Raw genomic sequence first — 21,076 nt, 5'->3', positions numbered from 1 at the left:
TGACGATAGCGGGACTATCGACGGCGGCGATTTCGGTGGTGCGGGCGACGTCGCTCATTTGGCTTCTCCCTGCGAGAGCTTCCTTACGGCGCGGAAATAGACGAGGCAGAAGATCGACACGAAGATACAGATCACCACTGCGCGCGCAGCGCCTTCGCCATATTTGCGGCTGCCCATGGCGGTCTTGTAGGTATCGATGATCATCGTCGTCGTCTGGCCAGACGGACCGCCATTGGTCAGGATGTAGATGATGTCGAAGGAATTGAACGTGGCGATAAGCGAGAGAAGGCTCATGGTGATGATCGCCGGCAGCATCAGCGGCAGGGTGATCCGGCGCCAGCGATAAAAGCGGCCTGCGCCATCGGTCCAGGCCGCCTCGTGCAGATCCTTGGGGATCGACTGCATGGAAGCAAGGAAATAGATCGTGACCATTGGCACGCCGATCCAGACGTCGGTGATGATCGTCGCCCAGAAGGCCGTATTGCCATAGGCAAGGAAGGCGACCGGGCCATTGGTCAGCCCAAAATTCTGCAAGAGGCCCGAAATCATGCCGAACTGGCCGTTATACATCCAGGCCCACATATAGATGCCGATGGCCATGGGCACGATCCAGGGCGGCATGGTGAGGATGCGGAACACAGTCTGGCCAGGCACGGCGGCATTGAGCAGCACGGCGCCGAACATGCCGATGATCATCTTGATCGAGACCGAGAAGAAGGTCCAGATCAGGGTGCGGATGATGACTTCGGTGAAGTTGCCGGCAGTAAAGATGCGCTGGTAATTGGCCCAGCCGACGAAATCATAAGTCGGGCGCAGCGCAGCATTGGTGAAGGAGAGGATGATCGTATCCACAAGCGGATAGGCGACGATCACCGTGATATAGATGAGTGCCGGAGCCAGCAGGGCGAAGGCGAAGAGTGTTGCGCTACGGGTGCTGGTCATCGGCTTTTCTCCCTCAGCTCGCTCGGCCCAAGGCCGCATCGAAGCGCTGCCAGATCGGGGCCATGTCGACGACGGACCTCGTTTTCATCGCCTCATCCATCGACAGCGCCAGAAGCCCCGCCTCAAGCGCATCGACCACCGAAACCGGCAGCGACGCGCCTTCGATCATGTGCTTCAAGATGTCTTCGGCCATCTGCTCGTCAGCGCCATAATGGGCCGACAGGTCGCTTGCCTGATAGGTCTTGTCTTCGAGCCGCTCGGAGGTGCGGCTATCGGTGACCTTGAAATAGTTGCGGACGAAATCGCCTTCCGCCATGCCCTTGGCACCGATCACGGCAAAGCGCCGGTAATCGTCGGGCACGTTGAGATTGGTGTGAAAAGTCAGCGCCGCGCCGTTTTCGTACTGCACCATCGCGGTCTGAAAATCGATGATATCGCCGTCGCTATCAAAGACGTTTTCGGTGCTTTCCCAGCCCGACGGCTTGCGGTGATAGACTTCGAGATCATTGGCGCCAGCGCCTTGGGGCGCATTCTTGGGCACGAAGCTACGGCGACCGCCAAAGCTTGAGACATAATGCGGACGGCAGCCCATGACCCCATTATAGAGGTCGAGATCGTGGCAGCACTTTTCAAGCATGAAGCCGCCGGCATATTTGGCGTAGCGGCGCCAATCGCGCATGAAAAAGGCGCCGTGATAGGGCGGAATGGTCTCGGACGCCTCGATGGCGGCGATATCGCCGATCTTGCCCTCGGCCTGCGCCTTGCGCAGATCGACATAGAGCGGAGCATAGCGCAGCACGAGGCCGACCATGACATTGTCCGAACCATATTGAGCAATAAGTTCGGCCAGGGCCATGGTTTCTTCGACCGAGGTCACGACCGGCTTTTCGGCAAAGATCTTCATGCCGCGCTCGAGCCCGATGCGGATATGCTCGAGATGCAGGTGATTGGGCGAGCCGACCATCAGGAGGTCGAGATTGCCTTCGTCGATCAGCGCTTCGAGCGAGCCATAGGCCTTGCCGACGGATACGCCATGTTCCTGGGTATAGGGGAGACCGGCCGGAGCGGGGTCGACATAGCCAACGATCTTGAAATCGTCGCGCGCCGCGGAAAAGACGCGCGCCAGATATGCAAGACGATAGCCGAGGCCGATAATGCCTACCCGCATGACGACGATGTTCCCTGCCTATAAACCGCGAGCCTCTTTTCGGGCCGCTGTCGTTTGTGTAAACGATTTTCAAGCCTAGGCGGCTCTATGACACAATGTCAACATAGATTCGGACGCCTGACAATACCAATTTAAACCACCCGAAATCACTGCCACTTCTAGCGCCACTTTGCTTTATTTATAAGCTGTTAGTGGGGGTAGGCGGGCATTTTGGGTGTGGACAAGATCGGGCTTTCATCGCAGCATGATGCAATTGGTATCCATGTGGCCTCTTTCAGGATTAGCCCTTGGAATGACATGTCTGAAAATCTGATACAGTCGCCGGAAACCGTTCGCTAAACAGTGGCGTGGCCGGCGCAGGGGAAGCCGAGTGAGCCTGTCCGAAAACCCTTTTCCCAACGACGCCGACCGCTCGGCCATCTGGACCATGCTGGTCCCACGCGACATCGCCGCCTATGTCGCCGCCGATTGGTCCATGGTCAAAGACGATTTCGTCGCCGACGATTTTCTGGGCATCAATGGCAACAGGAACGACAATCCCGACGGCTGGACCATCAGCTTTCCCACCCTTGCCGATTATCGCGACGAATGGCTGCGCCAAGCCCATGAAGGCCAGGCACAATCCTATGCCGAGGATGTCGAAGCCGGCATTCACCGCGCGACGAGCCTGACCGCAATCGAAATCACCGGCACCCGCGCGATTGCGCACAAGAAGTTCAACGGCGAAATCAAACTAAGCGACGGCGGCACCGATCGCCTCAACTGGCAAACCCTCTACTTCTGCCGCAAGGTCGAGGGCCAGTGGAAGCTGACAGGTTTCGTGGGCTATCTGCCTTACCCAATGGGAAAATCGAGCTGAGCCACTGACCATTCTACCTGCCCACAGCGTCATTCCCGCGAAAGCGGGAATCTCTGAGGCTTCGGGATCCCCGCTTTCGCGGGGATGACGCGGTTCAAAAGGGGGGGAGAGCCACCAGAGACCGAGCATTGCCATGTCCTTCACCCCACAGCGCCTGACCATGCTGGCCTTCTTCCTCCAGCCCATCGCGTTCGGCTCCTGGCTGCCGCGCATCCCTGAAATCCAGGCGGGCCTGGATCTCGGTCCCGCTGGCCTCGCGCTCGCCCTTCTCGGCATGCCCTGCGGCACGCTGATCACCCTGCCCTTTGCCGGTCCGCTCGTTGCCAAGATCGGCGCCCGCGCCGCCATCTTCTGGGGTTTTGTGTTCTATTCCGCAGCCGTCAGCCTGCCGGTCCTGGCGCCGCACCCGATCCTCCTCTTCATTGCCCTCATGCTGGCAGGTTCCGCCATTTCCTTTGTCGAACTCGGGCTAAACGTGCAGGCCGATCTCGTCGAAAAATCGAGCGGCAAGCTGATCATGAATACCTCGCACGGCTGCTGGTCGCTGGGGATCATGGCCGGTAGCCTCATCGGCTCTGGCTTTGCCGCCATCGGCCTTGCCCCGCAAAGCGCCGTGCCGCTCCTTGCCGCCGTGGTCCTCCCCATCGCGCTCGCCACCGCGACCGCCCTGCCAAGACTTCATGACGCGCCCGCCGAAGGCCAGACGCAAAAATCCGCCTGGTCACTCCCGAGCCCCGCCCTAATCGGCATCTGTCTTTTTGTCTTCGGCATCACCATGACCGAAGGTGCCATGGCCGATTGGTCGGCCATTTTTCTCCGCGATGCCCTTTCAGCCGAAGGCGGGCTCGTCGGCCTCGGCTATTCGCTCTTCGCCTTCATGGTTGCCGCCGGCCGATTCGGTGGCGATTTCCTGAAGCGCCGGTTTGGCGCCATCGGCACAGCGCGCCTCTGCGGCGCCCTCGCGGTTCTCGGCGGCATTTTGCTATTTTTCGCACCGGGGGTCGAACTGGCTTTGATGGGCTTTGGCGTTATCGGCATCGGCGTTTCCGTCGGCTTCCCCCTCGCCGTCACAGCCGCCGCCGGGCTCGGCGATCGCGCCGCCTCCGCCAATGTCGCTGTTCTCTCCTTTGTCGCTCTCACCGGATTTCTCATCGGTCCGCCGTTGATCGGTTTCGTCGCCGAACATGCCGGCATCCGCATCGGCATTGCCTGCGTTGTGCCCTTCCTTCTCCTCAGCCTCTTGCTCACCGGCCGCCTCGTGCCAAAGCCGGTCAGAACTACTCACAACCCAGAAGCCGAAGTTCCAGGAGTGCTCTGATGCGCATTGCCGTTGCCGGTCTCCATACCGAATGCTCGACCTACAATCCTGTCATCGCCCGCGAAGCCGATTTTCGCGTGTTGCGCGGCCCCGCCATGCTGCGCGATCAATATTTTGATTTCCTGACGCATTTCCCGGCCGAATTCATCACCGTGCTCCACGCCCGCGCCATTGCCGGCGGTGCCGTGGAGCGCGCGCTCTATGAGAAATGGAAAGCCGAAATCCTCGAAGGAATTCGCGCAGCGCTGCCACTCGATGGCATCTATCTCGCCATGCATGGCGCGATCTTCGTCGACGGCATGTTCGATGCCGAAGGCGATTTCATCGCGGCCGTGCGCGACCTCGTCGGCCCCGACGTCGTGATCGCCGCGAGCTACGATCTCCACGGCAATGTCAGCCAGAAAATCGTCGATGGGCTCGATATCTTTTCGACCTATCGGACCGCGCCCCATATCGACGTGCCCGACACCATGCGCCGCGTCGTCACCATGCTGGTCCGGGCGCTCCGCACTGGCGTCCGCCCAAAGCTCGCCTGGGCGCCCGTTCCCGTTCTCCTCCCCGGCGAACGCACCTCCACCCAAGACGAACCGGCCAAAAGCTTTTACACCCAACTCCACGAGATCGAAGAACCGACCGGCATCTGGGACGCCTCCTTCCAGGTCGGCTATGTCTGGGCCGACGAGCCCCGCGCGACCGCCTGCGCCGTTATCACCGGCACTGATAAGGCCACAATGGAAGCGGCCGCGACAAAGCTGGCCCAGGATTATTGGGACGTGCGCGAAAAGTTCGTCTTCGGCATGGAGACCGGCTCGATAGAGGATTGCGTCGATCGAGCCATTGCCAGCACTACCTACCCCGTCGTCCTCGCCGAGTCTGGCGATAATCCGACGGGCGGCGGCGTCGGCGACCGCGCCGAAGTTTTAGCCGCCCTCATCGCCAAGAACGCCCGGGGCGTCATCTTTGCCGGCATTGCCGATCGCGCCGCCACCGAAGCCGCCTATGCAGCCGGTGTCGGCGCCACCCTGCCGCTCCATATCGGCGCCAGCCTCGACCCGTCTTCGACTCCAGTCGATGTGTCAGCCGAAGTAGTCTTCCTCCTGGAAACCGAAAACCCGCTCTATCGCGAAGCTGTGGTCCGCATCGGCGGCATCGACCTCGTGCTCACCGCCCGCCGCCGCCCCTTCCACAATATCCTCGATTTCACCAAGCTCGGCCTCGATCCGCATGGCGCAAAGATCATCGCGGTGAAATCGGGCTATCTCTCACCCGAACTCGGCCCCATCGCCAATCCCGGGATCATGGCCCTCTCACCCGGTGTCGTCGACCAGTTCGTCGAGCGCACCACCCGCAACCACACCCCGCGCCCCAGCTTCCCCTTCGATCGCGATTTCACTTTCGTGCCCCAGGTGAAGTGGTCGGCGCTTGCCAAGTAGTCCTGCGCCCTTCCCCCAGCCCCCGCTTTCGTTTACTCACGAAACGAAAGCCAAGGGCACATTTATGAACCCCCAGATGCGACAGGCCCAGATCGTCGAACTCGCCCGGCAAAAGGGCGGGGTCACGGTCGAGCAACTGGTCGAAGCCTTCGACGTCACGCCCCAGACCATTCGTAAGGATCTCAATATCCTCTGCGATCGCGGTGCGCTCAAACGCACGCATGGCGGGGCCATGCACCCCTCGGGCGTCGAAAATGTCGAATATGAAGCGCGCCGCCAGATCGCGACGGAAGAAAAGCAGGCCATCGGCCGCGCCGCCGCCGCGCTCATCCCCGACGATGCCTCGCTCTTCATCAATATCGGCACCACCACCGAGGCGGTCAGCCATGCCCTCGCCGAACATCGCGGCCTAATGGTCATCACCAATAATATCAACGTCGCCAATCGCCTCCGCACCGTGCCCTCGATGGAGGTCGTCATCGCCGGCGGTGTCGTGCGCCCGGCCGATGGCGGCATCGTCGGCGAAGCGGCCGTCGATTTCATCCGCCAGTTCAAGGTCGATTTCGCCGTCATCGGCGTCTCGGCCATCGATGCCGATGGCGCGCTGCTCGATTTCGATTTTCGCGAGGTCAAGGTCGCCCAGGCGATCATCGCCAATGCACGCCATGTCATCCTCGTCTCCGATTCCAGCAAGTTCGACCGCACTGCCCCCGTCCGTATCGGCCATCTCTCCCAGGCCCATACGTTCATCACCGATTTTTGCCCGCACGACTCCATCCGCACGCTCTGCGCGGATGCCGGAATCCGCCTGATCGAAACCAGAAGCGAAAGCCCCTCTCCATGACCGACCGTCTCGACGCCCTGAGCCAAGCCCTGATTTCCGCTCACGATGGCGGCGCGCCAGTCGGCCCGGTCCCGGCCGAAGACGTCCCTGCCGATATGGCGGCGGTCTATGCGCTCCAAAACAAGATCATGGCCGGCATCGGCTCCTCGGGCGGCTGGAAAATCCTCGCCGGCGGCGAGGGTGAACCTATCTGCTCGCCCATCCCCGCCAATCGCTACTTTGAAAACGGCGCCACGCTCGATGCCGCAAAGCACCGCTTCATCATCGCCGAAGTCGAAGTCGCGGTGAAACTTGGCGCTGATCTTACCGGCGCCGTGGATGCCGAAACCGCCCATGCCGCCATCGCCTCGGTGCACCCGGCGCTCGAATTCGTCGGCAATCCCTTCGTCGATCGCGATGCCACCCCGCGCAACTTGCAGCTCGGCGATCTCCAGAGCAATGGCGCGGTCGTCGTTGGCCCCGCCATTGCGGGCCATATCCAGTCGGCAGTCCAGACGCTTGCCGTGTCGCTGAGCTACGATGGCGCTGTCTCAAAGAGTGTCGAAACCGGCGCCAACTGGTCCGACATTCTCGCCGCTCTCGTCTGGCTTGCCCCGCATGCCGAAAAGCGCGGTTATCCGCTTCGCGCTGGCCAAGTCATCATTACCGGCGCCCGCGTCGCAACGCCCATGGGCTATGCCAAGCAGGTCGAAGGCTCGTTCGGTGCCTGGGGCAAAGTCTCGGCCACCTGCACCCGCTAAAGAAAAGGCCCGCCGAAGCGGGCCTTTTTTTTCAGAACATCAGGGCGTCGAGGTCCATGTCGTCATTGGCGGCATCCTCGACCTCCACGGCCGGCGCGGCATTGCCAAAGAGCCGGTTGTGGATCTGGCGTTCGCCTTCCATCGTATAGGTCTTGCGCAGGCGTTCGAGCGTCGGCGCCAGCGCCTCAGAGATCGGGTCGGGCATGGGGTCGGTCGAAAGCCCGGCAATTTGCAGCGCAATGTCGTCCATGGTCTCGGCAAGCCGCGATTGACCGTCGATCCCCTTGGCCGCTGCCTGGAGCAGGCTGATAACCTTTGGACCATCGGCATTGAGGCTCGCCGACGCGACCGAGAGCCGCTCGTCAAGGCCGGTGAGCAGCGTCATGGCGTGGTTGGCCAACTGTTCGAGACGTCCGATCTGGCCCGCATTTTCGCCGCCTGCGGCCTCGACGAAGGCACCAGCCAAAGCCGAGGCTTCATCGAGCCGGGTCATCGCAGCCTCTGCAGCCACGACGGTCTCGGTGGTCAGTTCGCGCAACTGCGCTGCAATCACGGTCAGCGACGCGCCACGCGGCCCAAGCTGGGCACAGCGCACCGCAGCGTTCAAGCTGACAAGGCGCATATTGGATTCGATTTCCTGCACCGCCGCCACATGGCCGAGCAGCACGGAAACGGTCTGCTGCACCGCAGCGGCGAGCGCTTCGAGCTTGTTGCGCTCGGTTTCGCAGTCCCGCAAAATCGCGGCGGCCTCGCGCAGTTGCGCACTCAATGTCGAGAGCGCCGAAGCGTCGCCGCCCTTGCCGCCATAGAGATTGCGGCTCGCCGTCATGATGGTGCTGGCATCGATCGCCAGCGCCTGCAGCGCGCCTTCCGCTTCGCCCACTTCATCGGCAAAGCTCGACGCCGTGGCGCGCAATTGTTCCTGTTCCAGCGTCGACAACGCCGCCAGAGCCTCCGCCGTCACAGCGTCATCCAGCACTGCGCCATCGACCGGCTTACCCGCCATAATATCGGCGAGGCAATCGAGCCCGGTTTCGATATGTTCGAGCCGCTGACGCGTCGAGTCACCGACCTGCAATGCCATGACGGCGCTACCGATCCGCCCGACGATCTGGCGCGAGACACGGCCGGTTTCGGCGCTGCCTTCGACCGCAGTCAACCGCTGCCGATCGAGCGCTTCGAGCGTCTCGTCAAGCTGCTGGGCCAATTCGGTCAGCGTATGGGCATGCGCCTTGTCGAAGCGTTCGCGCTGGCTCGCCGCCCGATCGACCTCCGCCGTCAACTGCCGGTAGACCTGGCTGAATTCATGGATCGTCGTATGCGCCGAGTTGGAGAGCGTCGCGATATCGGTGGTGAAAACATCAAAATCGTCGCTGTCCCCGATAATGCCGGCCGCCGTGACGCGCGCATTGATCGAGACAATGCCGATCATCTTGACCGTGCGACGCAATTCGTTGATCGGCCCATTGGCCGCGGAAACCACCTCGACCAGCCGGTTGAGATTGGCTTTTTCCTTGCCAAAGTCCTCGGTCAGTTGCCGCGCGGTGCTGGCGACCGAGCGCAGTTGGCTACTGGCCTCGATAACCTCTTCGCCCTGCAAGGCTGCCGGCAGCGCTTCGAACAGCCGCGTCAGCTTGTTGAGCATCATGGCGCCTTCGCTGAGGCGGGCGCCGACGGAAACGAAAGATTCTTCAATATCCTGCCGCGGCTTGGCGACGGCGGCAGAGAGAGCGGAAATGGTGCTGGCTTGGGTCTTGTTATTGATCACGCCGGGCCTCCTGTAGATTTGTTGCCATTGCGGCCAAAGGCATTGATTTCGCCAGCCATGCGCGAGAGCGGCAAGACACGCACCGCGGCACCGCGCTGAATGGCTTCCTTGGGCATGCCGAAGACGACGCTGCTTTCTTCGTCCTGGGCGACCGTCGGGCTACCCATCTGCCGCATTTCGAGGAGCCCCCGCGCGCCATCGTCGCCCATGCCTGTCAGCAGCATGCCCAGCGCATTGCGACCGGCCGCCTGCGCCGTCGAGCGGAACAGCACATCGACGGATGGCCGATGGCGCGACACATGCGGCCCCTCGACGATTTTCACCGTGTAGCGCAAGCCGTTGCGCACGAGTTGCATATGCACATTTCCCGGCGCGATCAGCGCCCGCCCGGCCATGACCAGATCGCCATCTTCCGCTTCCTTGACGGCAATGGCGCAGGTAGAATCGAGCCGGCGCGCAAAGGCGCCCGTGAATTTCTCCGGCATATGCTGGACGATGAGGATAGCGGGGCTATTTTCGGGCAGGGCTTCTAGCACTTCGCGCAAAGCTTCGGTTCCGCCTGTCGAGGCGCCAATCGAGATAATCGGCTCGGTCACCGGCATGCGGGCAATCAGACTTTCGCGGCGCGTATCCGAAATCGGCGGAATGATCGCGTCGGCATTGAGCTTGGCTTCGACCTTGAGTTCCGGCGCCGCCTTCTTGAGGCCTTTGAGCTTGGCATGAGCCGCAGCCTTGGCCGCATCGCAAATGCGCATGCGCGATTCTTGCAGGAATTGCGCCGTGTCGATGCGCGGCTTGGTCACGACATCGACCGCGCCGGCCTCAAGACACTGCATCAGCGTGTCCGAGCCCGCCTGGGCCGCGCCCGAGCAGATGACGACCGGGATAGGCCGCTGCGACATAATCTTGCGCAGGAAGGTCAGGCCGTCCATGCGCGGCATTTCGACGTCGAGAAAGATCACATCCGGAATTTCATGCCGGATTTTCTCCACCGCGACATAGGGGTCGGCGGCCGTCGCCATGACCTCGAGGTCCGGATCGGCAGAGATGATCTCGCTCAGCGTCGTACGCACCGAAGCGCTATCATCCACGATGAGAACGCGGATCTTGCTCATGACTTTTGGCTCACGCTCGCTGGAATACGGCAGGCGCAACCTGCCGCACTGGAATTGACGTGCCGACCATGGACTCGGAATGACCAAGAAGTAGATAACCGCCGGGCCTTAAATGGTTGACCAGTCGGCTAATGACCTTGGCCTGGTCCGCCTTGTCGAAATAGATCAGCACATTGCGCAGCAAGATGATGTCGACGTCCCGATCGAACGGATATTTCTCGTCCATCAGGTTGAGCCGGTGAAATTGCACCAGCTTGCGCAGTTCGGGAACGATGCGCACATCCGGCCGGAGGCCAGGCTTCCGCGCCCACATCAGGTATTTGCCCTGCATCTGCTGGGGCACCGGCACGATCTGGTCGGCGGGATAGACCCCGCGCTGGCCCTGCGCCAACACATCGGTTGAAATATCGGTGCCAAGGATCGAAAAGCGGAAGCCGCCGCTTTCCTTGACCATGTCGGCGAGCACCATGGCGCAAGTGAAGGCCTCGGCGCCGGTCGAAGCCGCCGCGCTCCACACCTTGACCATCGGATTGCGCTCGCCCGTGCGGGCGGCCAGCAATTCGGGGATCATCTTTGACCGCATCAGTTCGAAATGTTCCGGCTCGCGGAAAAAGTCGGTCTTGTTGGTCGTCACCACATTGATGAGATAGGTCAGTTCTGCCGCCATGCCATCGCCGCGGAAGATATGATCGCAATAGGCGTCAAAGGTCGGGATCTGCAAGGCGCGCAGGCGACGGCGCAGGCGCCCCTCGACCATCAGGCGCTTGGCCGGCGGCAGGCGGATGCCCACTTCATTGCCGATCAGCGTCGAAATCTTGCTGAAGTCGGCAACGCTGAGGTGGTCTTCGCCATCGGCTTCAACAATGGGGGCACGCGCTAATAAAGCCACTCTTGTCTCCCTGGCCGGTCCACGCTTTTGGCATGCGCCGGTCGTCCCAACTGCGCCCTTCTGGGCCAGAACTTGGGTGTGATGATCGTTCAGCCGCTCGATGCCTTCGTGGCGCCGAGCGGCAGGATGGTTTGTCGCCTCAGGCGGCCGACAGCGCTGCCGTCTCGCCGCCGAGGAGCTTGTCGAGATCGAGCACGGTGACGAACTGGCCGTTGCGGCGGCCAATGCCCTCGATGCAGTGGTTCTGCCAGCGCGCATCGACGGCCGGCGGCGGATCGAGGCTTTCACTGTCGAGCACAGTCACCTCGAAGACCCGGTCGGCCCGCAGACCTAGCGTCACAGGACCGGAGGCGCTTTGGACGCAGAGAACGACGATACGCGTCGTCTCCGTGTCGCCCGCCGGCTCCATCCCGAGCGTCAGGCGCAGGTCGAGCACCGGCACGCCCTGCCCGCGGACATCGATGATGCCGAGGAAGTTCTGCGGCGCCCGCGGCAGGCGGGAAATGGCCCGCATGTCGAGGATTTCCTGCACCTTGGTGACAGGGGCGGCGAATAGCTCGTCCGCCACACCCAAGGTCACGAATTGATTGTGATCGGCCATCGTCCTCTTTCCTAAGCTACGCGTGTGAAATCGGCGTCCATGTCATCGTCACCGCCATCGAGCGAGAGATCGAAGCCGCCCATATTGGCTTTGGGCTTGGCGCCGGACTTGTTCATATGCGGGGAGACAGAGAGCACCGCCGCCTTGATGTCGCGCTTGGCCGGCTTTGCCGCGAGATTGGCATTGGCCGCCCCGCCGAGGCGGAAGTAGCTGATCGCAGCCTGCAACTGCTCGGCCTGGCTCGCCAGTTCTTCTGCCGTCGAGGAAAGCTCCTCGGAGGCAGAGGTGTTCTGCTGGGTGACCTTGTCGAGCTGCTGGATCGCGGTATTGATCTGGGCTGCGCCGGCATTCTGTTCACGACTACCGGCCGTGATTTCTTCCACCAGTTCCGCCGTGCGCTGAATATCGGGCACGAGCTTGTTGAGCATGTCGCCCGCCGACTGGGCTGCCTTTACCGTAGTGCCGGAGAGCGTCGAGATTTCGGCCGCTGCAGCCTGGCTGCGTTCGGCAAGCTTGCGCACCTCGGAAGCGACCACCGCGAAGCCACGGCCATGTTCGCCGGCGCGTGCCGCTTCCACCGCCGCATTGAGCGCGAGAAGATCGGTCTGGCGCGCGATTTCCTGCACGACCATGATCTTTTCGGCGATCGTCTGCATGGCCGAGACAGCGTTGTTGACGGCATTGCCCGAAGCAATCGCGTCGGCAGCGGACTGGCGCGCGATCTTTTCGGTCTGCGACGCATTGTCGGCCGACTGCTTTATGGTCGAGGCCATTTCTTCCATCGACGCCGAGGCTTCTTCGGTGGACGAAGCCTGTTCCGTGGCGCCCTGGGAGAGCTGCTCGGCCGTTGCCGACATTTCCTGCGCACCGGCCGAAACATTGTTGGCCGAAGAAATCGCATCGGTGATCACGTCGCGCAGCTTTTCGACCATGCGTTCGAGCGCAATGCCGAGTGTGTCCTTATCCGACAGACGCTTGGGCTGGACCGTCAGGTCGCCATTGGCGATCTGGTCGGCGATGTTGGCCGAAGCGCGGAGATTGTCGGTCATCACGGTCAGCGAATTGGCGAGATCGCGGATCTCGTCATTGGCCTTGTGCTCGATCTTCTGGTTGAGATCGCCAATGCTGATGGCATCGGCAAGGCCAATCGCGCGGCGGAGGCCGGAGCTGATGGTCATCGAAATCCAGAAAGCGACGGCCAGCGACAGGATAAGCGTGAAGCCAGCCGCGACCAGTAGCAGCATGCTCGACGCATCGTATTGGGCGTTGGTCTCGCTATCCATCTGCGCCAAGGTCGTAGTGATCTGACCGTTGAGCTCATCTAGCAGGCTGATCATCTCGTCATTGATCTGGGCAGCCTGTCCCATGGAAAGGGCTGCTGCGCGCGAATTGCTTTCGGTTGTGTTCTGCTTGCCGAGCGCAACAATCTGGTCCTGCAGCGAAACCCACTTCGGCAAGACCGTGCGGAACTTGCCCGCAATCGACTGAACCGTCGTGTCCATGTCCTGCTCAAGGCTTGCCAGGATAGGCTCGACCTTGGCGCGTTGTGCCGTCACATCGTCGATATAGGACTGGATCTGGGTGGCGTCGGAATTGAGAATGACGTTCTTCTCGGCGCGAATCGCCATGAGAACCGCGTTCGCAAGATCGTTCGACTCTTTCAGATTTGCCGAAGGACCATCCACGATCTTGGTGATCGCGTTATTGAGCGACCCAAGATTTGAGATGGCAAACAACGCCATGGCGCCGGAGACCAGAATGACCGCAGCGAAGGCAAGTCCAAGCTTTAATTTGATCGTGAATCTCATTTGAGATTGTCCATCGTCCCCACGGACGCTTCTGCGTCCGCACTTATGGTTGTCGCCGGTACACACCGGCTGGTCTATTTGGAGCCGGGCTCAACGTCCGGCTTCAGAATTGGTAGGGCTACGCCTCACACAGCCTCGAAAATTCAGGCGGCGCCGCGACGGGTGAATTCGCCGTCAAGGTCGTCGGACGCCCCATCGAGATCGAGATCGAAACCACCCGAATTGAGCTTCGTGCGGGTTGATGCCGATCCCGTATTCATGTGTGGCGCGGACGCCATTACGGCCGAGCGCATGTCGCGCGGGCTGGTCTTCTTGGTGACGGCGCTGGCCTGCGCGGCCATGCCGGAATGGTTCAGCTTGAAGTAGCTGATCGCCGTCTGTAGCTGCTCGGACTGGCTCGCCAGTTCTTCTGCCGTCGAGGAAAGCTCCTCGGAGGCGGAGGTATTCTGCTGGGTGACCTTGTCGAGCTGCTGGATCGCGGTGTTGATCTGCGAGGCACCAGCATTCTGCTCACGGCTACCAGCGGAGATTTCTTCCACGAGTTCCGCCGTGCGCTGAATATCGGGCACGAGCTTGTTGAGCATTTCGCCGGCCGATTGCGCTGCCTTCACCGTCGTCCCCGACAGGGTCGAGATTTCGGCTGCGGCAGCTTGGCTGCGTTCAGCGAGCTTGCGCACTTCGGAGGCGACCACCGCAAAGCCACGGCCATGTTCGCCGGCACGGGCTGCTTCGACAGCAGCGTTGAGTGCCAGCAGATCGGTCTGGCGCGCAATTTCCTGCACGACCATGATCTTCTGAGCGATGGTTTCCATGGCGCCCACAGCATTGGCCACTGCTTGGCCCGAGGCAATTGCGTCGGCAGCGGACTGACGGGCGATCTTCTCGGTCTGGGAGGCGTTGTCGGCCGATTGCTTGATCGTTGCTGCCATTTCTTCCATCGAGGCCGAAGCCTCTTCCGTGGACGAGGCCTGCTCGGTCGCGCCCTGCGAGAGCTGCTCTGCAGTCGCCGACATTTCCTGCGCACCAGCCGACACATTATTGGCCGAGCTGATAGCGTCCGAGATCACGTCCCGCAGTTTTTCGACCATCTGCTCGAGCGCGATGCCAAGCGTGTCCTTGTCCGAGAGACGCCGTGGCTCGACCGTGAGGTCACCACCGGCAATCTTTTCGGCAACAGCCGCGGAGGCGGCAAGACCATCCACCATGCGCTGCATGGACTGGCCTAAAACGTCCTTGTCCGAAAGCACCTTGGGCTTGGCGCTGAGATCGCCATAGGCCACCTGATCGACCACCGCGGCTGAAGCCCTGAGATTGTCGGTCATGACATTGACGGTATCGACGAGGTCCTTGATCTCGTCATTGCTCTTGATCTCGACGCGCTGGTCGAGATCGCCGATCGACACGGCCGAGACCACCTGCTTGACCTTGTTGAGGCCGCGGGAAATGCCAAGAACGATGACGGTTGCCGCAATGCCTGCGATGAGCGCCGAGCCAATGAGAAGGCCAATGAGCAGGGTCAGGCTCGAGTTATAAAGCTGGTCGGCCTGAACGCTCGCCTCTTCCATCAATTCCTTGTTGCGCGCCAGCATATTGCCCAGTGTCTCACTGGCAGCGCGGCGAACAGTGGCCGCTTCTTCCGACTTCTGTTGTGCGAAATAGTCGCTTTTGGTGATGGCCATTTCGACCGCACTATCCATTGCGGTGACAAGCTCTGCGAAAGCCGCCTCTGCATTGGCAACCAGGGGCTGCTCAGCGGGCGACACGGTGCGCTGCAAATTGGGGAACAGCGTGCCCACTTCAGCGATGCCGGTCTTGTAGTCGTTGTACCATTCGTCCTGCTTGGCAGGATTGGTCGCTGCGAGAAGCACGTTGCGCTGCTGTCTGAAAATATCGGAGACGGCGAGGAAGGCCGAATTGGCGGCGGAATATGCAGAGAAGGCGCTGAGGTCGCCGGAAGACAGGCGTGTACCCGTGGCCCGGACAAGGGCGGTCATGGCGTCTTCGGTTTTCGACAATGCGGGGCTACCCACAGTGGTCGTAATCTTGAATGCCTCGGTGTCGCTATTGGCGAGCGCAAACGTTTTGGTCGCCTCGAGAAGCGGCACATATTCTTCGAGCTGGGTATCGAACTGCTCGAGCAGTGCACGCACCTGCGTGTCTTTGACATTGGCTTCGAGGAAGTCTCGCTTTGCCGCGATCGCTGCCAAGCTCTTGTCGATCTGGTCGATATTGCCCTGCATCGTTTCGACGTCGTTCGCCATGATGGTTGCGCGCAAACGCGCCCCGACATTTTCGAGGCTGGTCTGCATCTCAGCCATGGCGACGGTGTTGGGGGATCGAACATCGACGATCAGGCTCAGCGAGTTATTCAACTGACCGAGGTTTTGTACGGCGATGAACATGCTGCCGGCAGACAAAGCGACGATCGTCGCAAAAGTGGCCGCGAGCTTGGCCTTGATAGTAAGTCGCATTCTAGAGCCTCTTCTAGGCAGGGGTTGAGCGTCGCTTCGCGGCGGTCGGGGGGAAGGATGCCGCGCTGTCCATCGCGGCATCCCAAGGTTTAGGGCAGGCTAGGCTTCACGCAGCGCTGCGGCGGGAGAATTCGCCGTCGAGGTCGTCCATGCCACCTTCGAGATCGAGGTCGAACCCACCGGCATTGGGCTTAGCGCGGTTGGTGGCGCTCATGTGTGGAGCGGAAGCCATAACGGCCGAGCGAATATCGCGCTTGGCCGGCTTTCTCGACGGCGCCGAGAAGGCTGGTGCGTTGGCGGTATCGAGCCGGAAGTAGCTGATCGCGGATTGGAGCTGCTCGGCCTGGCTCGCCAGTTCTTCGGCCGTCGATGACATTTCCTCGGCCGCCGACGTGTTCTGCTGGGTCACCTTGTCGAGCTGCTGGATCGCGGTATTGATCTGCGAAGCACCCGCATTCTGCTCGCGGCTACCGGCGGAGATTTCTTCCACAAGTTCTGCCGTGCGCTGAATATCGGGCACGAGCTTGCCAAGCATTTCGCCGGCAGACTGGGCGGCCTTCACAGTGGTGCCGGACAGCGTCGAGATCTCTGCTGCGGCAGCCTGGCTGCGTTCGGCGAGCTTGCGCACTTCGGAAGCGACCACCGCAAAGCCACGGCCATGTTCGCCGGCACGAGCGGCTTCGACGGCAGCGTTGAGCGCCAGAAGATCGGTCTGGCGAGCGATTTCCTGCACCACCATGATCTTTTCGGCGATCGTCTGCATGGCCGAAACCGCATTGTTCACGGCTTCACCCGAAGCAATCGCATCGGCAGCGGACTGGCGGGCGATCTTCTCGGTCTGTGAAGCATTGTCGGCGGACTGCTTGATCGTGGCCGCCATTTCTTCCATCGACGCCGAAGCTTCCTCGGTGGACGAAGCCTGTTCGGTCGCGCCCTGGGAGAGCTGTTCGGCCGTTGCCGACATTTCCTGGCTGCCCGAAGCGACATTGCGGGTTGCAGACGTCACTTCCGCCACGACTTCGCGCAGCTTGGCGGCCATGGCATTGAGCGCCTTGATCAGGTCGCCCACTTCGTCGTCACCCTTGATCGATGCCGTGGCGTTGAGATCGCCGCCGGCAACGTCATTGGCGAGCCGCACGGCGCTCGAAAGAGCACGCGAAATCGACACGACGATCCAGGTTGCCGCGATACCGGCGATAACGGCCGCGCCGATCATCAGCGCGATCAGCAGCATACGGCTCTGTTCGTAGAGCGAGATCGCGTCGGTATTGGCCTGCGCCATCTGCTCGCTGTTGAGATCGATTATGGCGTTGAGCGCATCGACCGAGACCAAGCGGGCTTCACGCGCATCACCATTGGCAAGCTCGGCAGCGAAATATTCGCCATTGGTCTGGGCGGTCGACTGCGCCTGGGCAACGCCATCGAGCCAGGACGTGATCTGCTGCTGATAGGTTGCAAAAGCCGTGCGCTCGGCAACAGGCAGGGAGCGGCCGAGCGCTTCGATCTCGTTCAGCAGCGTCTGCTTCTTTTCCGTCAAAGCGTCGATGTAGGTCTGCTGGCGCTGGGGCTGGTTCATGTTGAGAACCACGGTGCGAACTTCGCGCGAGATTTCCAGCATCGCGGTATCAAGCGACTTGAGCGCGCTGAAGGTGCGGAAGTCGGCCATGTCGCCAGAGTTCAGAATATTGGATTCGAGCCGAGACTCGATGCCGCGCAGGGTTTCGAACGCGGCGCGCTGCGTTGCGCCTGCAGTTTCGATTTGCTCGCTCGCAACGATGTCCGAGTTGAGCCCGGCCAGGCGGTTCACTTCTGCATGCTGGGCGAGATAGTCCATCCAGGCATCGCTGAAGGCATCAACCCGCGGCTTGCCCGCTTCGCTCGAAAGATCGCGCAGTTTTGCGGTCTGCTCGGTGATGGCGGCCTTTTCCGTCTCGATCTGGCCGGCAAACTGCTGGAATGTCTCATCGTCTGAGGCAAGGATGAGATTCTTTTCATCCCGAGCGACGCGAAGCGTCCGTGCATTGAGGTCGGCCGCGATCTGGATGCGCTCGACATTGCCGTCGACCATGGCTTCCATCGAGCTGCTGAGCGCGCCGAGGTTCTGGATCCCCATGAACATGCCCACCGCAGAGGTGGCCACAACGGTGACGAATGTCGCCGCAAGTTTTGTCTTGATGGTCAATCTCATGCTGCAGACCTTTCTTCTGATGCTGCCGCGGACGGACTTCTGCCGCCCGGTGATTCAAAAATCTTTTCCATGTCTGGGATGATGATGAAGCCGCCATTGCGCTTGCCGATGCCCTTCACGAATTCAGGGCGCCAGCGCATGCCGACTTTGGGAGCCTCTTCGATCGAGGCGGTTTCGATATCGGTGACGTCATGCACCTTGTCGGCCAAAATGCCGGCAATGGTAGGCTCGCCGTCGATATCGACTTCCATGACGACGATGCGCGTATCGGCATCGGGCTCGGGCCGGTCCATGCCGAACATGACGCGGAGATCGGCCAGCGGCACGATCGAGCCGCGGACATTGATCAGACCGCCAACAAAAGCCGGGGCGCTTGGCACTTTGGTGATCGGCACAAGATCGAGGATTTCGCGCACCCGGCTCGCCTCGACGGCAAAGAGCTCGTCTTCGAGGCGAATGGTCAGCGCCGTCATATAGGACTGGTCGTCGCTCATGCGGCTCTCCCCAGGTTGCGGTCGACATAGGATTGGCCGGAGGCCACGAGATGGGCGGTGTCGAGGATCAGGGCCACCGAGCCGTCACCGAGAATGGTGGCGCCCGAGAAGGACTTGATGCCCGAATGAAGCTTTGAGAGCTGCTTGATGACCGTCTGGTTGTTGCCGATGATCTGGTCGACCACGAGCCCGACCCGGCCTTCGCCCGAGGAGACGATGACGACCTTCTGATGTGCTTCGGCCTCGCCCTTGATCCCGAACACTTCGCGAAGGCGCAGATAGGGAACGAGCGACCCGCGGATATCGAGGAAGTTGCGGCCCTTGGCATTGGCTTCGATGCCTTCGGGCAGTTCCACACATTCTTCGACGGCGGCGAGCGGGATGGTGTAACGGCCGTCGCCGACGCGAACCAACATGCCGTCGATGATTGCGAGGGTCAGCGGCAGGCGGAGGGTAAAGGTCGAGCCCTTGCCCTGGGTCGTCGTCACATCGATCGTTCCGCGCAGCCCGTCGATGGTTCGCTTGACCACGTCCATACCGACACCGCGGCCCGAAAGGGCGGTGACTTCCTTGGCCGTCGAGAAGCCAGGCGCAAAGATCAGGTGGTTAAGCTCCTGCTCGGTCAGCTTGGCATCGGGACCGATAAGTCCGTTTTCTTCGGCCTTGGCGCGAATGCGCTCATGGTTGAGGCCGGCGCCATCGTCGACCACCGAAATGGCGACTTCGGCACCCGAATAGACGGCCGAGAGACGCACTGTGCCCTTGGGATCCTTGCCCGCCGCGACGCGCTTTTCGGCGCTTTCGAGACCATGGTCGACCGAATTGCGGATCAGGTGAACCAGCGGATCGGCGAGGCGCTCGATGACCGTCTTGTCGAGTTCGGTTTCTTCGCCCGTCGTGATGAACTCGATCTGCTTTCCGAGTTCGCCCGAGAGATCATGCACAAGGCGGCGGAAGCGCGAGAAGATCGTCCCGATCGGCACCATGCGGATGCCCATGGTCGTATCGCGCAGACCCGACGACAGGCGCTCCAATTCTTCAGCAATGGTTTTGAGCGATAGATCGGCAGAGCTCGCCGCGATCTGGCTGAGGCGCGCCTGGGCGATAACCAATTCGCCGACGCGGTCCATCAATTCATCGAGCCGTTCGGCTGGCACGCGCAGCGAGGTGGCTGCCGGCTTTTCGGCTTCGGCCTTTTCCGCAGGTTTTGCCTTCTTCACCGGCGCCGCGGCCTTGGCCACAGGCGCCGCTTCGACGACGGGCTCGGGCACATAGGGCGCCTCGGGCATCGCATCTTCGCTCGGTGCCGGTGCTGCCACGGTAACCGGTGCTGCCGCCGGTGCGCTGAGCGGGGTCAGCGTCAATTCCATATTGTCGCGGAGGAAGAGGAAAACGTCGTCAATCGCGGCGGTCGGATCTTCAGATGTTTCGATATCCACCTGCCAGCTGATATGGCTGACTTCGGGGTCGATGACGTCGAGATCGGGAATGCGATCGGTGAGCGCCAGGATTTGGATCGGCCCGATCCCGGCGAGTTCCTGCAAGAGCAGTTCAGGGTTAGTGCCATAGATCAGCGCGTCGGAAGGCAGCGAGAAAACCAGCCGCCAGCGCTTGGCGCTATCAGCCAGGTTCGGCACGGCAACCACTGGCGCAGCACTTGGCGCGGCAACAGTTTCGATAGGCGCCGGCGCTTCGACCGGACCACCGTTGACGATCGCCCGGAGCGCAACGAGGATCTGTTCGCCACCCTCGTTGGGCGCATCCGGATCTTCGATGAGAAGGTGGATATGGTCCTTGGCGTCGAGCGCCACGCCGATGAGCGCAGTATTGGCTTCGCTTTCGCCCTTGCGGACACGGTCGAAGGCCGTCTCGAAATCATGGACAAATTCGGCAACGGCCGTGAACCCAAACATCGCGCCCGAGCCCTTGATCGTATGAAGAGCGCGGAAGGTCGAATTGATCAGGTCGGAATTGGACGGATCCTGTTCCAGGTCCAGAAGGCCGGCCTCGAGCTGATCGAGCAGCTCGCGCGCCTCCTGGCGGAAGGTCTCGGAGGGATCGGAAATGTTCATGCCCCTGTCATCTTCTTGATGACGGCCAGCAACTGGTCCTGCTTGAAGGGCTTTACGATCCAGCCGGTGGCGCCGGCTTCCTTGGCCTGGCGCTTGAGTTCCTCGTCGGACTCGGTCGTCAGCAGGATAATCGGGATGCCCTTGCTCGAGGGGTGCTGGCGATATTTGCGGATGAATTCGATGCCGTTGAGAACCGGCATATTGAGGTCGGTGATAACGGCATGAATCGTATTGGTCGTCGCCTTGTCATAGCCATCCTGGCCATTGACAGCCTCGATGACGTCGAGACCCGCCGAGGTCAGCGTCATGGCGACCATCTGACGGATGGAAGCGGAATCGTCGATTGTCAGAATTGTCTTGGTCATG

17 protein-coding genes are annotated in these 21,076 nt (G+C 61.3%); 5 read left to right on the top strand and 12 right to left on the bottom strand.

Going from position 1 to position 21,076, the window contains the following annotated elements; genetic code table 11:
- Window positions 1-54: 54 nt before the first annotated feature.
- Together ASG47_RS18425 and ASG47_RS18420 are read right to left on the bottom strand one after the other, a co-directional pair.
- The gene (locus ASG47_RS18425; protein WP_061911704.1) at window positions 55-942 is read right to left on the bottom strand and encodes a carbohydrate ABC transporter permease; all 888 of its coding nucleotides are present in this window, start codon (window positions 940-942) and stop codon (window positions 55-57) included.
- A gap of 13 nt (window positions 943-955) precedes the next feature.
- Window positions 956-2,110, bottom strand: coding sequence for a Gfo/Idh/MocA family protein (locus ASG47_RS18420; protein ID WP_061911703.1), 1,155 nt, complete (start codon window positions 2,108-2,110; stop codon window positions 956-958).
- A gap of 370 nt (window positions 2,111-2,480) precedes the next feature.
- On the opposite strand from ASG47_RS18420, the gene ASG47_RS18415 reads away from it, so the two are divergent.
- The 5 genes from ASG47_RS18415 (at window position 2,481) to ASG47_RS18395 (ending at window position 7,304) form a co-directional block, all read left to right on the top strand.
- The gene (locus tag ASG47_RS18415) at window positions 2,481-2,969 is read left to right on the top strand and encodes a hypothetical protein (RefSeq protein WP_061911702.1); all 489 of its coding nucleotides are present in this window, start codon (window positions 2,481-2,483) and stop codon (window positions 2,967-2,969) included.
- Window positions 2,970-3,102: 133 nt separating this feature from the next.
- Complete coding sequence (locus ASG47_RS18410; RefSeq protein WP_061911701.1) at window positions 3,103-4,287, top strand: MFS transporter; 1,185 nt, start codon at window positions 3,103-3,105, stop codon at window positions 4,285-4,287.
- Window positions 4,287-5,720 carry a M81 family metallopeptidase gene (locus tag ASG47_RS18405; protein WP_061911700.1) on the top strand — a complete coding sequence of 478 codons (1,434 nt, stop codon included), beginning with the start codon at window positions 4,287-4,289 and terminating at the stop codon, window positions 5,718-5,720. Before ASG47_RS18410 ends, ASG47_RS18405 begins: the two co-directional genes overlap by 1 nt.
- Before the next feature lie 64 nt (window positions 5,721-5,784).
- Window positions 5,785-6,564, top strand: coding sequence for a DeoR/GlpR family DNA-binding transcription regulator (locus tag ASG47_RS18400; protein ID WP_061911699.1), 780 nt, complete (start codon window positions 5,785-5,787; stop codon window positions 6,562-6,564).
- On the top strand, window positions 6,561-7,304 hold the full coding sequence (locus ASG47_RS18395) for a fumarylacetoacetate hydrolase family protein (RefSeq protein WP_061911698.1): 744 nt from the start codon (window positions 6,561-6,563) through the stop codon (window positions 7,302-7,304). Before ASG47_RS18400 ends, ASG47_RS18395 begins: the two co-directional genes overlap by 4 nt.
- Before the next feature lie 31 nt (window positions 7,305-7,335).
- Here the strand turns inward: ASG47_RS18395 and ASG47_RS18390 are convergent, their stop codons facing one another.
- The 10 genes from ASG47_RS18390 to ASG47_RS18345 form a co-directional block, all read right to left on the bottom strand.
- Entirely contained in the window at window positions 7,336-9,072 is a 1,737-nt protein-coding gene (locus ASG47_RS18390; protein WP_061911697.1) for a hypothetical protein, read from the bottom strand.
- Window positions 9,069-10,187: a protein-glutamate methylesterase/protein-glutamine glutaminase gene (locus tag ASG47_RS18385; RefSeq protein ID WP_061911696.1), complete on the bottom strand. Its 1,119-nt coding sequence runs from the start codon at window positions 10,185-10,187 to the stop codon at window positions 9,069-9,071. The genes ASG47_RS18390 and ASG47_RS18385 overlap by 4 nt, the downstream gene beginning before the upstream one ends.
- Before the next feature lie 10 nt (window positions 10,188-10,197).
- Window positions 10,198-11,076: a CheR family methyltransferase gene (locus ASG47_RS18380; RefSeq protein ID WP_061911695.1), complete on the bottom strand. Its 879-nt coding sequence runs from the start codon at window positions 11,074-11,076 to the stop codon at window positions 10,198-10,200.
- 139 nt (window positions 11,077-11,215) lie between these two features.
- The gene (locus ASG47_RS18375) at window positions 11,216-11,677 is read right to left on the bottom strand and encodes a chemotaxis protein CheW (RefSeq protein ID WP_061911694.1); all 462 of its coding nucleotides are present in this window, start codon (window positions 11,675-11,677) and stop codon (window positions 11,216-11,218) included.
- A gap of 11 nt (window positions 11,678-11,688) precedes the next feature.
- The gene (locus tag ASG47_RS18370; protein ID WP_061911693.1) at window positions 11,689-13,485 is read right to left on the bottom strand and encodes a methyl-accepting chemotaxis protein; all 1,797 of its coding nucleotides are present in this window, start codon (window positions 13,483-13,485) and stop codon (window positions 11,689-11,691) included.
- Between the two features lie 143 nt (window positions 13,486-13,628).
- On the bottom strand, window positions 13,629-15,956 hold the full coding sequence (locus ASG47_RS18365) for a methyl-accepting chemotaxis protein (protein ID WP_061911692.1): 2,328 nt from the start codon (window positions 15,954-15,956) through the stop codon (window positions 13,629-13,631).
- Between the two features lie 106 nt (window positions 15,957-16,062).
- Window positions 16,063-18,144 (bottom strand): methyl-accepting chemotaxis protein, encoded by a 2,082-nt coding sequence (locus ASG47_RS18360; protein WP_082511845.1) that lies wholly within the window; start codon window positions 18,142-18,144, stop codon window positions 16,063-16,065.
- Window positions 18,141-18,638, bottom strand: coding sequence for a chemotaxis protein CheW (locus tag ASG47_RS18355; protein ID WP_061911690.1), 498 nt, complete (start codon window positions 18,636-18,638; stop codon window positions 18,141-18,143). The genes ASG47_RS18360 and ASG47_RS18355 overlap by 4 nt, the downstream gene beginning before the upstream one ends.
- Complete coding sequence (locus tag ASG47_RS18350) at window positions 18,635-20,710, bottom strand: chemotaxis protein CheA (RefSeq protein ID WP_061911689.1); 2,076 nt, start codon at window positions 20,708-20,710, stop codon at window positions 18,635-18,637. Before ASG47_RS18350 ends, ASG47_RS18355 begins: the two co-directional genes overlap by 4 nt.
- Window positions 20,707-21,075: a response regulator gene (locus tag ASG47_RS18345; protein WP_061911688.1), complete on the bottom strand. Its 369-nt coding sequence runs from the start codon at window positions 21,073-21,075 to the stop codon at window positions 20,707-20,709. The genes ASG47_RS18350 and ASG47_RS18345 overlap by 4 nt, the downstream gene beginning before the upstream one ends.
- Window position 21,076 lies beyond the last annotated feature (1 nt).

It is taken from the genome of Devosia sp. Leaf420 (assembly GCF_001425445.1).
Taxonomy (GTDB): Bacteria; Pseudomonadota; Alphaproteobacteria; order Rhizobiales; family Devosiaceae; genus Devosia.
This window is presented reverse-complemented; position numbering and strand designations above follow the sequence as displayed.

Bases quoted from the DNA above. Each gene is read 5' to 3' on its own strand.
- ASG47_RS18395 (WP_061911698.1), top strand. From the start codon at position 6,561: ATGACCGACCGTCTCGACGCCCTGAGCCAAGCCCTGATTTCCGCTCAC.
- ASG47_RS18400 (WP_061911699.1), top strand. From the start codon at position 5,785: ATGAACCCCCAGATGCGACAGGCCCAGATCGTCGAACTCGCCCGGCAA.
- ASG47_RS18350 (WP_061911689.1), bottom strand. From the start codon at position 20,710: ATGAACATTTCCGATCCCTCCGAGACCTTCCGCCAGGAGGCGCGCGAG.
- ASG47_RS18385 (WP_061911696.1), bottom strand. From the start codon at position 10,187: ATGAGCAAGATCCGCGTTCTCATCGTGGATGATAGCGCTTCGGTGCGT.
- ASG47_RS18370 (WP_061911693.1), bottom strand. From the start codon at position 13,485: ATGAGATTCACGATCAAATTAAAGCTTGGACTTGCCTTCGCTGCGGTC.
- ASG47_RS18405 (WP_061911700.1), top strand. From the start codon at position 4,287: ATGCGCATTGCCGTTGCCGGTCTCCATACCGAATGCTCGACCTACAAT.
- ASG47_RS18375 (WP_061911694.1), bottom strand. From the start codon at position 11,677: ATGGCCGATCACAATCAATTCGTGACCTTGGGTGTGGCGGACGAGCTA.
- ASG47_RS18345 (WP_061911688.1), bottom strand. From the start codon at position 21,075: ATGACCAAGACAATTCTGACAATCGACGATTCCGCTTCCATCCGTCAG.
- ASG47_RS18425 (WP_061911704.1), bottom strand. From the start codon at position 942: ATGACCAGCACCCGTAGCGCAACACTCTTCGCCTTCGCCCTGCTGGCT.
- ASG47_RS18360 (WP_082511845.1), bottom strand. From the start codon at position 18,144: ATGAGATTGACCATCAAGACAAAACTTGCGGCGACATTCGTCACCGTT.
- ASG47_RS18365 (WP_061911692.1), bottom strand. From the start codon at position 15,956: ATGCGACTTACTATCAAGGCCAAGCTCGCGGCCACTTTTGCGACGATC.
- ASG47_RS18410 (WP_061911701.1), top strand. From the start codon at position 3,103: ATGTCCTTCACCCCACAGCGCCTGACCATGCTGGCCTTCTTCCTCCAG.
- ASG47_RS18420 (WP_061911703.1), bottom strand. From the start codon at position 2,110: ATGCGGGTAGGCATTATCGGCCTCGGCTATCGTCTTGCATATCTGGCG.
- ASG47_RS18355 (WP_061911690.1), bottom strand. From the start codon at position 18,638: ATGAGCGACGACCAGTCCTATATGACGGCGCTGACCATTCGCCTCGAA.